The following is a 12,434-nucleotide window of genomic DNA, read 5'->3' on the forward strand; positions in this document are numbered from 1 at the left end:
GAATGATTTCTTGCAAACAGCATTTTAATGGTATAAACTAAGACATGCTTAAAAGGAAAAAAGTGCGGATTTCAATAACAAAGGATGTAACAATCAATAAGACTACAAAGGCAGAAGGACTTGACCTCTCAGAGGAAGGGATGTATCTTTATACGACAAAGACATTCATTACAGGTAATATCATTCATATTAAGTTCAGGCTTGGCAATGAAACCCTTAATCTTACTGCAAAGGTCCAACACTCGCAAGCAGGCATAGGCATCGGAGTGAATTTTACAGACCTTGACAGAGAGACATTAAAGAAGATAAAAAATTACATCTCTATTAAGAGCCAGCTTTTACAGAAAGACTTTAGAGGAGAGAAATCATGAGGAAAAGCTTTTTAGTATCAATATTCGTTATCCTAACAGCCATTACTGCATGTAAGCCAAAGGAAGATGTTATAAGAATCGGCATTGCAGGGCCAATGACAGGTCCTCAGGCAAAGATGGGAGCTGACTTTAGAAACGGCGTTGAGATTGCAGTTCAGGAGTGGAATCAAAAAGACGGGGTGTTAGGCAAAAGGATTGTCATAGAGGTCGGCGATGACCAAGCAGACCCAAAGCAAGCGGTCTCTGTTGCAAACAGGCTTGTTAACCGCGGTGTTGTCGGCATCATAGGGCACTTTAACTCAAGCTGTTCGATTCCAGCCTCTGATGTCTATGGGAGGGCAGGCATCCCTATGATAAGCCCTGCATCCACAAACCCCCTGCTTACAGAAAGGGGTATGAGAGGCGTCTTCAGGGTCTGCGGAAGGGATGACCAGCAGGGAATGATTGCCGCTCTTTTCGTAAAGAAAAAGCTGAAAGTGAAATCCGTTGCCATAATCCATGACAAGACAACCTATGGACAGGGACTTGCAGATGAATTCAAGAAATCCTTAGGCAGTGATATAAAGACTGTTTACTACGGAGGCATTGTTCAGGGCGATAAGGACTTCAAGATGGTGCTTACTGCCATTAAGGACAAAAATCCCGAGCTGATTTACTTTGGAGGCATATACCCTGAGGCAGGTCTCCTCGTAAGACAGGCAAGAGAGCTTGGCATCGAAACCCCCTTTATGAGCGGAGATGGAACGATAGACAAGAAGTTTGTTGAAATAGCAGGCAAAGATGCCGCAGAAGGCACATTCCTTACATTCAGCCCTGACCCAAAGAACATACCCACTGCAAAGACATTCATGCAGACTTATAAGATGAGATTCGGAGACATCGGGCCTTACTCCATTTATGCATACGATGCGATAAACATACTCCTTACTGCAATTAAGGAGGCAAACACAATAGACACTAAGGCTGTCATAGAGAAACTCCATAGCCTTGAGTTTGAAGGCGGCCTTGGCAGGATTAAATTCGATGAAAAGGGCGATGTGGTTAATGCACCTTATGTCATCTGGATTACAAAAAGCGGCGAGTTTGTGGAGTTCTGGAAACCCTAAATCAGGCTTATTATCTTTAGCACTGCCTCCTGACATCTCCTTGAGGCAAGGGCTTTGTCCCATTTTCTTAAATCCCTGTCTTCAACCATATTGCTTATGCCCCTTAGCTCAAGAAGCGGTATGCCATACATAGTGCATATATGTGCGACAGAGGCGCCTTCCATATTCTCGCATATGGCATTACATTTTCTGCTCAGCTCATTTGCCCTTTTTAATGTGCCTGTAGAGGTAGATACGGTAAGAAATACGCCCTTATGCACAGTTGGTAGCACCCTCATAGCTTTTTTAATCAGTTTAGTGTCAAGAGGAAATTCGTTGAAGTATTTTTTTTTGCCTTTTTTAATCAGTGGTATCCCGATGGTATTTAGACCGTGAAATCCATTTTTTAAGAGTACTCCTGTGTCAGCATATATCTCCTTTTCAGCCACTGCAATGTCACCTATTTTTAAGCCTGATGATGGATATGCACCACCAATGCCAAAGGCAATAACAGCCTGAGGTAAAAACTCCTTTATAAGCAGGGTAGTTGCATGTCCTGTATTTACAGCACCTATGCCTGAGGAGATATATAAGACATTATTGCCAATGAACAAGCCCAAGAGGTCGGACTTAGGGGGTTGCTTCAGGCAGAGCCTTTTTATCAGGAGATTGGCTTCAAAGGGCACTGCACTGATAAGTCCCCAACGCATCAGCCTATGCCGATTTTCTTAAGCAGTCCTTTGAAAAACGATTTGATACGGCTAAAGAATCCCTCCTCCTTAGGTGCATTGAGCTTAAAAAGACAAAGGTCATAAGCGCCCTGACTGCCATTTTCTTCAATCGTGCCTGAGGTTTCTCCCACTGCATATACATTCATCGAGGAATCTACTGCCACACCGAATGCGTAATCTCCAGAGGAGGTTCCTGTCTGATAGGTCCATAGTTTTCTTCCCTTTGGGCTAAAGCTCACCACGAATGGGTCTGCATCTCCTCTGTTGACTCCACCAAGTCCACCCTCTGTATAGCCAGAGACATATGCATTCCCATTAGCATCGACTGCCACTGCATGTGCATAATCATTTTCAGCAGTGCCTGTCTGTTTCACCCAAAGCTTATTTCCATTGGAGCCATACTTAATGAGGAAGAGGTCGAATGCACCCGAACTTTTTAAGCCATCGAGCCCTCCGCCTGTGTAGCCCGCCACATAGGCATTACCGTCTTTGTCAACTGCCACTGCCCATGCCTCATCCCATGATGGAGTCCCGGCTTGTTTACTCCAGAGCTTGGTACCGTTTGAGTCGTATTTAATAAGAAATATATCCCAACTGCCCATATGGGCATTGCCATCGAACCCTCCGCCTGTATAGCCAGCCACATAGGCATTTCCGTCTTTGTCAACTGCCACTCCGTAGGCTATATCATCCGATGCAGTCCCCATCTGTCTAACCCAGAGCATATTTCCATTTGTGTCGTATTTGATTAAGAAGATGTCTGCACTGCCTGCATTGGTTGAGCCCTCGAAACTTCCATATGTATAGCCTGCCACATAGGCATTACCGTCTTTGTCAACTGCCACTGAATAGGCATAATCGTTTTTTTCTGTGCCCATCTGCTTGCTCCAGAGCTTATTGCCACCTGCATCGTGCTTGACCAGAAAAAAGTCATACTGGCCTAAGTTCATATTGCCGTCGAGACCTCCATATGTATAGCCAACCGTATATACATCGCCTTTTTGGCCAACTGCAATGCTATATGCCTCTTCCCACGATGAGGTTCCCATCTGCGTTGACCAGAGCTTCCTTCCGCCTGCATCGTATTTGCCTAAGATAAGGTCACGATAGCCTGCTCCACGAAGCCCATCAAAATTACCTGACGAGGAGCCTGCTATATAGGCATTGCCCTGTTCGTCTAATGCCACTGCATAGGCGAAATCATCCGCAGGACTTCCCATCTGTTTTGTCCATGCCTTTGTAGGCTGAGGCGGAGTGCAGGAGAAAAGCAATAAAACAGATAAAGCACCGATAATAACAAGAGGAGAGGATTTCCTTTTCATATCAATACCTCCATAAATCTAATGCATATAAGAATAAAACAACTCGCATTAAAAAATCCACAGGGAAACTACGAATCTCAGGGTGAAGCTATATATTGTATATGCGTCTTAATGAGCTCCTTAAGCTCAAGTAGCATACTAACCGATGGCTTTATCCTACTCATCTTCTGGATGTCCCAAAGCCTCAGGCTCTCATAAAGCTTTATTGCCCCAGATGAAAGAGGGCTCAAAACCGAGATTTGGTTATAAGCCCTGACACAGGCATTACAGAGCATCGCCCCTTCCATATAAAAGCCATCTACTTGTTTTTTGCATTTTACGCACTTCAAAGAGGGTGAGTAGCCTGCTATGTCAAGCAATCTTATCTTATAAAGCATCACTGGTGGCACGGTAGAGTGTTTTTTATCGAGCATGTGAAGTGAGGTCATCAGAAGGGAGAATGCCTTTTTATTTACCTCTGCCTCGGGCAAAAGCATAAGGGTAATTCCTGCCATCTCGGATGCATCCATTAGGTCAGAGAGATTTTCCCTTAATCCGTGAAAGGATGTAATTATGTCTGACTGAGTCAATCTGGGCAGTCTTACATCTTCTTTTCCAACGAATGCGACTTTAGAATATGTAAATGGCTCCAGAGAGCTTCCAAACCTGCTTTTTATTTTTCGGGAGCTTTTTGCAATCGCATTTATGATGCCATAATCCAGTGTAAGAAAAGTAACTATCAGGTCTGCTTCCTGAAAAGGATTATTCTTAAGGACAATAGCCTCTGTTCTACGATACAGGCTCACATGACATTGCCAAAGTCTTCTGGCTTAAGGTTTTTAAGCCATTCTTCAAGCTCATCTGTATTTTTTCTTTCTAATATCCCATCCTCGACGAATATAGGTGCACTTGACCTAAGGGCAACTGCAACTGCATCCGAGGGTCTTGAGTCAATCGGTATATCCCGTTTTCCATCGGTTAGATAAATGAGGGCATAGTATGTGTTGTCTAATATCTCTGTAACCACAATCCTCGTGACCTTTACCTTAAGGAGGTCAATGAGGTTTCTGATGAGGTCATGGGTCAGAGGCCTTGGTGTTGCCACCTTGCCCAGTGCAAGGGCTATAGAGTCTGCCTCTGGTTTTCCAATCCAGATGGGTAAAGTGTCTGAGCCATCCACTTCCTTAAGAAGTAGGATATACATGTTACTTCTCGGGTCGAATAAAAGACCCTCGACCTTCATACGAATCAACATATCACTTTAACCCCAATTCTGCTAAAGCTGTCTCATTCTTTCGCCAGTGCGGTTTGACCTTGACCCAGAGCCTGAGATAAACCTTTGTATTAAGCATTCTTTCAATATCAGCCCTTGCTGAAGTCCCCACCGCCTTAAGCCTCAGCCCGGCTTTTCCTATTATAATACCTTTTTGACTATTTTTTTCAACATAAATATTTGCCGAGATGGAAATTATGTCTTTTTCCTCTGACCAGTCGATAACCTCAACTGCACAGGCATGTGGAACCTCCTCCTCGGTTTCTTCCATGACCTTTTCCCTTATTATCTCGGAAACCATAAACCTTTCGAGCTGGTCAGTTACAAGGTCATCGGGATAATATTTAGGTCCAAGTGGAAGATGCTCGAGAATCCTCTCGAGGACTATATCTATGCCATCGCCTTTGAGGGCAGAAACAGGGATTATCTCCTTAAAGGGATAAATCTCCTTATACTCCTCGATTACAGGCAGAATCATAGGCTTTTTCACAGTGTCTGTCTTGTTTATGAGAAGGAAAACAGGTGTTAGTGGAAAGCCCTTCAGGAGTTTTACGATGCCAATGTCATCATAAGAAGGCGCCGAGGGCTCCACCATAAAAAGTATCACATCCACATCCCTTAATGCCTCTTTTGCCCTTTTCACCATAAGTGCACCGAGGGCATGTCTTGGTTTGTGAATGCCCGGTGTATCTATGAATATTATCTGGGAGTCCTTCAGGGTTTTTATTCCGATAATCCTGTTTCGTGTTGTCTGTGGCTTTGAAGTTACTATGGAGACCTTCTCGCCTAAGATCGAGTTAAGGAACGTGGATTTTCCTACATTGGGCTTTCCTGCTATCGTTACATATCCCGAATGGAAAAGCCCCTGCCCATTTTCATCCTTCATATCGGATTATAGCATTTACTTCATTGCCCTTATACAGCTCTTATACAAACCCATTGACCCTTGATTCAAAAAATTATACAATGTATAAGGAAGAGGGAAAAGAAAGGAGGTAGGTAAAATGGGGATATATGTTATATTAAGCACGCTAACGGATGAGGGCAGAAAAACCATCAAGCAGAACCCATCGAGGATTCTTGAGGTAAACAAAGAGCTTGAAAAAATGGGTGTTAAGGTGAAAGAGCAGTTTGCAGTGCTTGGACCTTATGACTTCGTAAATATCGTAGAGGCTCCTGACAATGACACAGTTATGCGCATGTCAGTTGAGCTTGGCTCGAGAGGCTCTGTTCATCTTCTTTCACTTGCCGCACTGCCTATTACGGAATTTATAAAAAACCTGAAATGATAAACATCTTCCCCCTTCCTCATATTCAGGTTTATAAAATCCAAAGGCAGAGGGTTAAAAACCCCAATTAGAACTGGAGGTAATAATGGCTGATATAAAGGCTGATGTCTCTTTAGATACAAGCGGGCTGAATTGCCCAATGCCTATTCTTAAGGTAAAGAAAGCCCTCGACACAGTATCAGCAGGTCAAGTGCTTGAGGTCATATCAACCGACCCAGGCACAAAGGCTGATATTCCTGCCCTTCTAAGAAAGCTTGGTCATGAGCTCATAGGCTCCAAGGAAGAAGGAAAGTCTTTTTATTTCTATATAAAGAAAAAATAGCTCACAGGTCTATGTCTCTGTCGGAGATGCAGGCATCTTCCTCTTCAGAGAGGGTATAGGTTTTTGTTTTTGCAATGTCAACGGTCTCGTTTCTTTCCTGAAGCTCCATAAAGATGTATGGTTTCGTTGACACTGGAAGTTTTGGGTCGGAATAAAGGAGCCTAAGGTCAGAGGTCTTCATGCCCTTTATGAAGTCTATGATATACTGCATGGGCGTGTAGAAATTCCTGATAAGCGCGTACCTGATAGCATATCTCAATGCCCATTTCGGATGCTCTGCTACTGCCTCTATCAGAGTCTGCTTTGTCGAGGATTTATTAATCAGTGTGTAAAGGTGTCCTTCTACGAGCGACGGACTGTCCAGGCATACGCTTATGACAGACTTATCGGATTTTCCCATGATTGCCATTACGACACTACTGCTTGCCCGCTTTGCAAGAGACTTTTTGACACCCAAGGGCATTGGCAGTATTTTCTCTATGAGAATCAGCTCTATCTTCTGCCTTATATTTAGGGGGATGCGCTGGTATCTCGTCAGGTCTCCGAGGTCTAATGTGCCAATGAACTTAAGAAGGGACAGTGTTACTTTCTGTGGGGTTTTGGGATTCTTGCAAAGGACAAGCTTTAGCTCAGAGCTTTCCTTAAACCTCACATCTCCTGCCAGAAAGCCAAGGGTCTCTAAAGGGGTGTTTCTGCTTCTTGCTATGAATACCGCCATCTCCTCCTTGAGATTTTTATTGAATACAGCATTGGAAAGCACCTCAGGGTGTTGTGTTATCAGGAGTTCCCATAGGGCATCTCCACCTACAGTCCTTGCCGATTTTATGAGACTATGAGCTATATCCATCCCTTAATAAGATTATACTTGAATCGCCCTGTTATTTCTATTCAGAGTAATTAAAATATTTGTGTTGACATTCATTAGGTGATATACTTATTTTTAAAAAGGGGCATTCCTGAAGTAAGAGGTAAGAGACCTGCTTAGATGGATGATAAAAGGCGTCATAAAAGATTCACCGTAGAAGGCATACACGGCAACATGCTTTTTATCTCCGATATTCACATCATAAACATATCTCTTGGCGGTGCGGCTATCGAGACCAGCAGGAGGCTTCGGATTGGCACCGAATATACGATTAAGCTGGATGACAAAGGCAGAAGTATTTCCTTTAAAGGACTTGTTGTGTGGGCTGTTCTTAAAGAAGGTAAAAAGTCCGCCCACGGCGAGGTTATTCCTGTATACAGGGCAGGGATAGAATTCAGAACCATTGTAAGCGAAAAATTAGAAGAACTCGTTACCTTCATAGATGGCCACAAGAAGGCAGATGAGGGCAGGCTGAAAGGTCTAAGATTCAAGATTCATGGTCCCGAGAGGGCAGTGTTAGATTATATTTATTCTTACACTGTCAAAAAACTCAGTCTGGGAGGAATGCTTATCGAGTCAAGCGACGAATTTAAATTAGATGAAACCTATTCTATGGAGATATTTCTTCCACATGATAAGGCAATCAGGTTCTCAGGCAGGATTGCCCATTGTCAGCTGGCTGAAGGGCTTCCAATCCACTATGACATTGGAATAGAATTCACTGAATTGAAGGAGGAAGACAAGTCAAGCCTCGAGGAGTTCATCAAATCTATCTAACCCCCTATTTCGCTGGGGTTCGTAACCCCTTTGCCTCATCCCATAATTTGTCCATTTCCTTGAGCGTCAGAGCCTTAAGGGTCAAGCCTCGTTCGGCGGCTTTTTCTTCCATGAACCTAAACCTCAAGATGAATTTGCTTATAGTTTTTCTCAGGGCATCCTCGGGATTGATGCCAACAAACCGTGAGATATTAACGAGCATAAAGAAGATATCTCCCAACTCATCTTCTATCTCGGAGTGTTTTTTATTTTCGAGGGCGGATTTGAATTCCGAAAGCTCCTCATCCAATTTTTTAAGGGCATCCTCTATATTTTCCCAGTCAAAGCCTACCTTCGAGGCTCTGTCCTGAAGCCTATGTGCCCGTAAAAGAGAAGGCAGTATCTCCGGCACACCCTCAAGGATAGATTCCCTGAGCTTGCCTTCTGTTTTTTTCTGTTCTTCCCAGTGAGAGAGCACCTCCTCGGCAGTCTTATACTCTTTTTGTCCAAACACATGTGGATGCCTTTTGACCATCTTGTCGCAGGTTCCTTTTATCACATCGTTGATGTCAAACTCGGATTTTTCCTTTGCAATCTGGCAATGAAAGACTATTTGGAATAGGAGGTCGCCTAACTCCTCCTTAACCCTATCGGGATTTCCTTCATCTATAGCCTCGATAACCTCGTATGCCTCCTCGAGCAAAAAAGGCTTAAGGGACCCAGGGGTCTGCTCTTTATCCCACGGACAGCCTTGTCTCAGGGACTCCATGATATTTATAAGAGGCTCAATGCTCATTGACAACTATCTCATGGGGAAGAATCTTAAGCAGGGACCTATAAGCCTGAAGCAGGGATTTTCTGTTTTTGGATTCGAGCGTGATTTTAACCTTATACCCCGATGCCTCTACATCAGGATATGAGCCTATTGAAACATCAGGGAAACCAGACACTATCCTTTCGAGATGAGGTGCTATAAAGCACTCCTCATCATTTACATAGAGGTTTTTCAGATGGAATGGCTTTAATGAACGGAAGCGGTCTTTTATCAGGGAGAACTTCCTTCTTAGAAACCGTGGGATTCCCGGAAATATAAAAATATTTTTTAAAACTAAAACCGGGAAACCCATTCCTTTTTCTTTGATGACCTCAGTGCCTTCTGGAAGGTAAGCCATCTTTAGGACAGAGTTCTCTAAGGCTCTTCCCCTACATCGTGATTTAATAAGCCTCACGATGTGATTGTTCCTGTGGGTCTTAAGTCCGAATCCTTTTGCTATGCCCTCTATTGTGAGGTCGTCATGCGTTGGGCCAATTCCGCCTGAGGTAAAGACATAGTTATATTTTTTTGATGTAGACGAGACCTCCTTTGCTATAACATCTACATCATCGGGTATAACGGAGATAGATTTGACATTCACGCCGAGTGCCCTCAACTCTCCGGCAAGATAATACGAGTTTGTATCCTTTATCTTGCCTGAAAGAATCTCGTCTCCGATTATGACGATTGCGGCAGTTTTCACCTGTTTTTTGTTAAGGGAGGTGTCCTCTATGCCCCTTTCTTAAGAAGTCTCGGGGTTTCCCTGCACCTTTCATAGGTCCTACGAGTCCGTCTTCTTCCATAAGCTCCATGATTCTTGCGGCTCTGTTATAGCCTACCTTGAACCTTCTTTGTATGGAGGATATCGAGACCTCGCCTACTGCCTCTGCGAAATCAAGTGCTCTCTGATATATCTCATCCCGCTCACCAGGGACCGTCTCTTTTTGCTCCTCAACTGTCTGAATTCCTTCAAAGAGACTATAATCGGGTCTCCCCTGTGCTTTTATGAAATCAGTGATAGCATTAATCTCAGAGCCCTGAATGAATGCGCCATGGATTCGTATTGTTCTTGCACCGGGAAGCATGAAGAGCATGTCTCCATTGCCTATGAGCTGTTCTGCTCCGTGGCTATCGAGGATTGTTCTTGAGTCTATTTTAGAGCTTACCTGAAACGATACCCTCGCAGGAAAATTCGCCTTTATGACCCCTGTTATTACATCCACAGAGGGTCTCTGGGTAGCCACAATCAGATGTATCCCCGATGCCCTTGCCATCTGTGCAAGCCTTGCGATGGAGTCCTCCACGACTACTGCCGATGTAAACATGAGGTCAGCCAGCTCGTCTATGAAGACCACAATGTAGGGCAATCTCTCCTCCTCTGAAACATGTGCATTAAAGCCCTCTATGTTTCTTGCTCCTTTCTCTGCGATAAGCCTGTATCTTCTGTCCATCTCGAACACTGTTTTTTTGAGGGCATCTGCTGCCTCCTTTGGACTTGTCACCACAGGCATGACAAGATGGGGTATATCCTCGTATGCCGAAAGCTCAAGGAGTTTCGGGTCTATAAGCAGTAATTTGACCTCGGCAGGCGATGCCTTATAAAGGATGCTCATTACCATTGCGTTTATGGAAACGCTTTTTCCAGAGCCTGTAGCGCCTGCCACAAGAAGATGTGGCATCTTAAGAAGGTCGGCAACAGCTGGGTTTCCGAATATATCCTTCCCTAATGCGAGGGTCAGGGCAGAGGGACTTCTCCTGAACGCCTCCGAAGATATGATTTCCCTAAGTGAGACTGTCTCTCTGTATCTGTTTGGAACCTCTATCCCTATGGTTGCTTTTCCGGGTATGGGTGCAATCCTTACGCTTCTTGCCTTAAGACCCAATGCAAGGTCATCTGAAAGGGATACTACCCTGTTTATCTTAACCCCTGGTGCAGGCTCAAACTCATACATCGTAACCACAGGCCCGATATGCACCTGTGTAACCTTACCCTCTACCTGAAAATCTCCAAGTCTCTTCTCGAGCAATACAGTGTCCGATATGGTCTCATCCTTTGTGGGTCTGAGCCCTGTGTCTTCATGAAGAACAAGCAGTTCTATAGAAGGCAGTTCATAGCCTGATTTTTTTAGTCGTGGCAGATATTTCTTCTCAAGCTCCTCTTGTTCTTCGGCATAGGAAAATCCTTCTTCTTCCTCTAATCGAGGCGGTAAAGAAGAAGGCATTGTAAAGACCTCTGGCTCATACCGTCTGCTTATATATTCCTCCTCTGGAACTTCTGGTTTCTCTTTGTCTTCTGTTTTTAGCCTGAATAAAGCATCGATAAATGACTCTGGACTCACGAGTATGAGCGAGGCAAGCACAAAGGCGATTGACAGGATGTATGCACCTACTATGGAAAGTAACGAACTAAAGGCGTTTCCTAATGCAGTTCCGATAATGCCTGCATTTAACTCGATGTCAAACGAATCTGCCATCAGTCCTGACAGAGTTGAAAACGAAAAGATAAAAAGCACTGCTCCTACTAAATTTATCCTACTCCTTTCCCTTAAGAGTAGCCCCTTTATCCCGTAAACACAGAGAAAAAGCGGTATGCTATAGGCAGAAACTCCGATGAGGCTCATAAGGGCATCTGATATGTAAGCGCCTGCTATTCCGCCAAGATTTTGAGCAGGCTCAGAGGTATATGTAAGTAGAGATGGGTCCCATTTAGAATAGCTGAGGAGACTCAGTCCAAGGTATACACTGCCTAAAACAGTTATGATGCCAACTGCCCTTTTGCCTTTTGTGCCTGCCTTACTTACCATAACCACTGCCTGTAAATCCCCACCACATGATTATAACAGCAAGTGCAATCCTATAGTAAACAAATACATTTAGAGGATGTCTCCTTAGATAACCAAGTAGAAATTTTATTGCAAAGATACCTGCTATAGAAGAGGCGAGAAAGCCTGATACAAAGACTCCGAGGTCATAATCTTCGGGATGGCTCATAAGTCTGCTTCCCTCAAGGACTGATGCACCAGCGACAATTGGTATTGAAAGGAGGAAGGAAAACCTTGCAGAGTCCTGTCTTTTCAATCCCATCATAAGTGCGGCTGATATTGTAATGCCTGAGCGTGAGACACCCGGGACAAGGGCAATTGCCTGGGCAATTCCTATGAATAGGACCTCAGAGAGTGTCAGGGTCTGCATGTCTCTTAGCTTTTGAAATCTCTCTGAGGCAAGCATCACCAATCCAAAGACTATAAGAGCTGAGGCTACTATAAACGGACTTCTGAGGGACCCACTAACGAAGTCCTCTCCGAGGAAACCTGCCAGTCCAGCAGGCAATGTGCCAATAGCAATAAAAAGGGCAAGCCTTTTATTTTCCTTAATGATATTGGCTATATCCTTTGAGAAGCATATGAGGAGGCTTGTAAGCGTGCCTGCATGAAGTGCCACATCGAATGAAAGGGTGCTTAACTCTCCATTCCAGCCGAAAAACCATCTCATGAGTATCAGGTGGGCTGTAGAGCTAACAGGAAGAAACTCTGTGGCGCCCTGAATAATTCCGAGTATGGCTGGCTTAAGCATTCAATAATTATAACACGGGTGCAGATTTGACATGGGTGTCGCAAACTATCTATC

Annotated in this window: 15 protein-coding genes; 5 read left to right on the plus strand and 10 right to left on the minus strand. The window is 44.1% G+C overall.

Going from position 1 to position 12,434, the window contains the following annotated elements:
• Window positions 1-62 precede the first annotated feature (62 nt).
• On the plus strand, window positions 63-371 hold the full coding sequence (locus HY805_06450; GenBank protein MBI4823853.1) for a PilZ domain-containing protein: 309 nt from the start codon (window positions 63-65) through the stop codon (window positions 369-371).
• A complete protein-coding gene (locus tag HY805_06455) occupies window positions 368-1,477 on the plus strand; it encodes a branched-chain amino acid ABC transporter substrate-binding protein (protein MBI4823854.1) in 1,110 nt (369 codons plus the stop codon). The genes HY805_06450 and HY805_06455 overlap by 4 nt, the downstream gene beginning before the upstream one ends.
• Here the strand turns inward: HY805_06455 and mqnB are convergent.
• The 5 genes from mqnB to era form a co-directional block, all read right to left on the minus strand.
• Complete coding sequence (gene mqnB, locus HY805_06460) at window positions 1,474-2,166, minus strand: futalosine hydrolase (protein MBI4823855.1); 693 nt, start codon at window positions 2,164-2,166, stop codon at window positions 1,474-1,476. The genes HY805_06455 and mqnB overlap by 4 nt on opposite strands.
• Entirely contained in the window at window positions 2,166-3,509 is a 1,344-nt protein-coding gene (locus HY805_06465) for an SBBP repeat-containing protein (protein ID MBI4823856.1), read from the minus strand. Before HY805_06465 ends, mqnB begins: the two co-directional genes overlap by 1 nt.
• 77 nt (window positions 3,510-3,586) lie before the next feature.
• Window positions 3,587-4,294: a DNA repair protein RecO gene (gene recO / locus HY805_06470; GenBank protein MBI4823857.1), complete on the minus strand. Its 708-nt coding sequence runs from the start codon at window positions 4,292-4,294 to the stop codon at window positions 3,587-3,589.
• Entirely contained in the window at window positions 4,291-4,743 is a 453-nt protein-coding gene (locus tag HY805_06475; protein ID MBI4823858.1) for a bifunctional nuclease family protein, read from the minus strand. The genes recO and HY805_06475 overlap by 4 nt, the downstream gene beginning before the upstream one ends.
• 1 nt (window position 4,744) lies before the next feature.
• Window positions 4,745-5,647, minus strand: coding sequence for a GTPase Era (gene era / locus HY805_06480; protein ID MBI4823859.1), 903 nt, complete (start codon window positions 5,645-5,647; stop codon window positions 4,745-4,747).
• A gap of 118 nt (window positions 5,648-5,765) precedes the next feature.
• Here era and HY805_06485 point away from each other — a divergent pair, with 118 nt between their 5' ends.
• A complete protein-coding gene (locus tag HY805_06485; GenBank protein MBI4823860.1) occupies window positions 5,766-6,050 on the plus strand; it encodes a GYD domain-containing protein in 285 nt (94 codons plus the stop codon).
• A gap of 85 nt (window positions 6,051-6,135) precedes the next feature.
• Window positions 6,136-6,372: a sulfurtransferase TusA family protein gene (locus HY805_06490; protein ID MBI4823861.1), complete on the plus strand. Its 237-nt coding sequence runs from the start codon at window positions 6,136-6,138 to the stop codon at window positions 6,370-6,372.
• Window position 6,373: 1 nt separating this feature from the next.
• Here HY805_06490 and HY805_06495 read toward each other — a convergent pair whose 3' ends face one another.
• Window positions 6,374-7,219 (minus strand): hypothetical protein, encoded by an 846-nt coding sequence (locus HY805_06495; GenBank protein MBI4823862.1) that lies wholly within the window; start codon window positions 7,217-7,219, stop codon window positions 6,374-6,376.
• Between the two features lie 138 nt (window positions 7,220-7,357).
• Here HY805_06495 and HY805_06500 point away from each other — a divergent pair, with 138 nt between their 5' ends.
• A complete protein-coding gene (locus HY805_06500; GenBank protein ID MBI4823863.1) occupies window positions 7,358-8,014 on the plus strand; it encodes a PilZ domain-containing protein in 657 nt (218 codons plus the stop codon).
• Window positions 8,015-8,018: 4 nt separating this feature from the next.
• On the opposite strand, the gene mazG is transcribed toward HY805_06500, so the two are convergent.
• From mazG to HY805_06520, 4 genes are read right to left on the minus strand one after another with little or no spacing between them, the layout of a single operon-like run.
• Complete coding sequence (gene mazG / locus HY805_06505; protein MBI4823864.1) at window positions 8,019-8,795, minus strand: nucleoside triphosphate pyrophosphohydrolase; 777 nt, start codon at window positions 8,793-8,795, stop codon at window positions 8,019-8,021.
• Window positions 8,779-9,510: a competence/damage-inducible protein A gene (locus HY805_06510; protein ID MBI4823865.1), complete on the minus strand. Its 732-nt coding sequence runs from the start codon at window positions 9,508-9,510 to the stop codon at window positions 8,779-8,781. The genes mazG and HY805_06510 overlap by 17 nt, the downstream gene beginning before the upstream one ends.
• Before the next feature lie 10 nt (window positions 9,511-9,520).
• The gene (locus tag HY805_06515) at window positions 9,521-11,611 is read right to left on the minus strand and encodes a DNA translocase FtsK 4TM domain-containing protein (GenBank protein ID MBI4823866.1); all 2,091 of its coding nucleotides are present in this window, start codon (window positions 11,609-11,611) and stop codon (window positions 9,521-9,523) included.
• On the minus strand, window positions 11,601-12,380 hold the full coding sequence (locus HY805_06520) for an undecaprenyl-diphosphate phosphatase (protein MBI4823867.1): 780 nt from the start codon (window positions 12,378-12,380) through the stop codon (window positions 11,601-11,603). Before HY805_06520 ends, HY805_06515 begins: the two co-directional genes overlap by 11 nt.
• Window positions 12,381-12,434 lie beyond the last annotated feature (54 nt).

The sequence above is a fragment of the Nitrospirota bacterium genome (genome assembly GCA_016207905.1).
In the GTDB taxonomy this organism is placed as follows: domain Bacteria; phylum Nitrospirota; class Thermodesulfovibrionia; order Thermodesulfovibrionales; family JdFR-86; genus JACQZC01.

Coding starts and splice junctions, on each gene's coding strand:
- HY805_06465 (MBI4823856.1), bottom strand. CDS start 3,509: ATGAAAAGGAAATCCTCTCCTCTTGTTATTATCGGTGCTTTATCTGTT.
- HY805_06520 (MBI4823867.1), bottom strand. CDS start 12,380: ATGCTTAAGCCAGCCATACTCGGAATTATTCAGGGCGCCACAGAGTTT.
- HY805_06490 (MBI4823861.1), top strand. CDS start 6,136: ATGGCTGATATAAAGGCTGATGTCTCTTTAGATACAAGCGGGCTGAAT.
- HY805_06475 (MBI4823858.1), bottom strand. CDS start 4,743: ATGTTGATTCGTATGAAGGTCGAGGGTCTTTTATTCGACCCGAGAAGT.
- HY805_06485 (MBI4823860.1), top strand. CDS start 5,766: ATGGGGATATATGTTATATTAAGCACGCTAACGGATGAGGGCAGAAAA.
- mqnB (MBI4823855.1), bottom strand. CDS start 2,166: ATGCGTTGGGGACTTATCAGTGCAGTGCCCTTTGAAGCCAATCTCCTG.
- HY805_06500 (MBI4823863.1), top strand. CDS start 7,358: ATGGATGATAAAAGGCGTCATAAAAGATTCACCGTAGAAGGCATACAC.
- HY805_06495 (MBI4823862.1), bottom strand. CDS start 7,219: ATGGATATAGCTCATAGTCTCATAAAATCGGCAAGGACTGTAGGTGGA.
- HY805_06455 (MBI4823854.1), top strand. CDS start 368: ATGAGGAAAAGCTTTTTAGTATCAATATTCGTTATCCTAACAGCCATT.
- era (MBI4823859.1), bottom strand. CDS start 5,647: ATGAAGGATGAAAATGGGCAGGGGCTTTTCCATTCGGGATATGTAACG.
- HY805_06515 (MBI4823866.1), bottom strand. CDS start 11,611: ATGGTAAGTAAGGCAGGCACAAAAGGCAAAAGGGCAGTTGGCATCATA.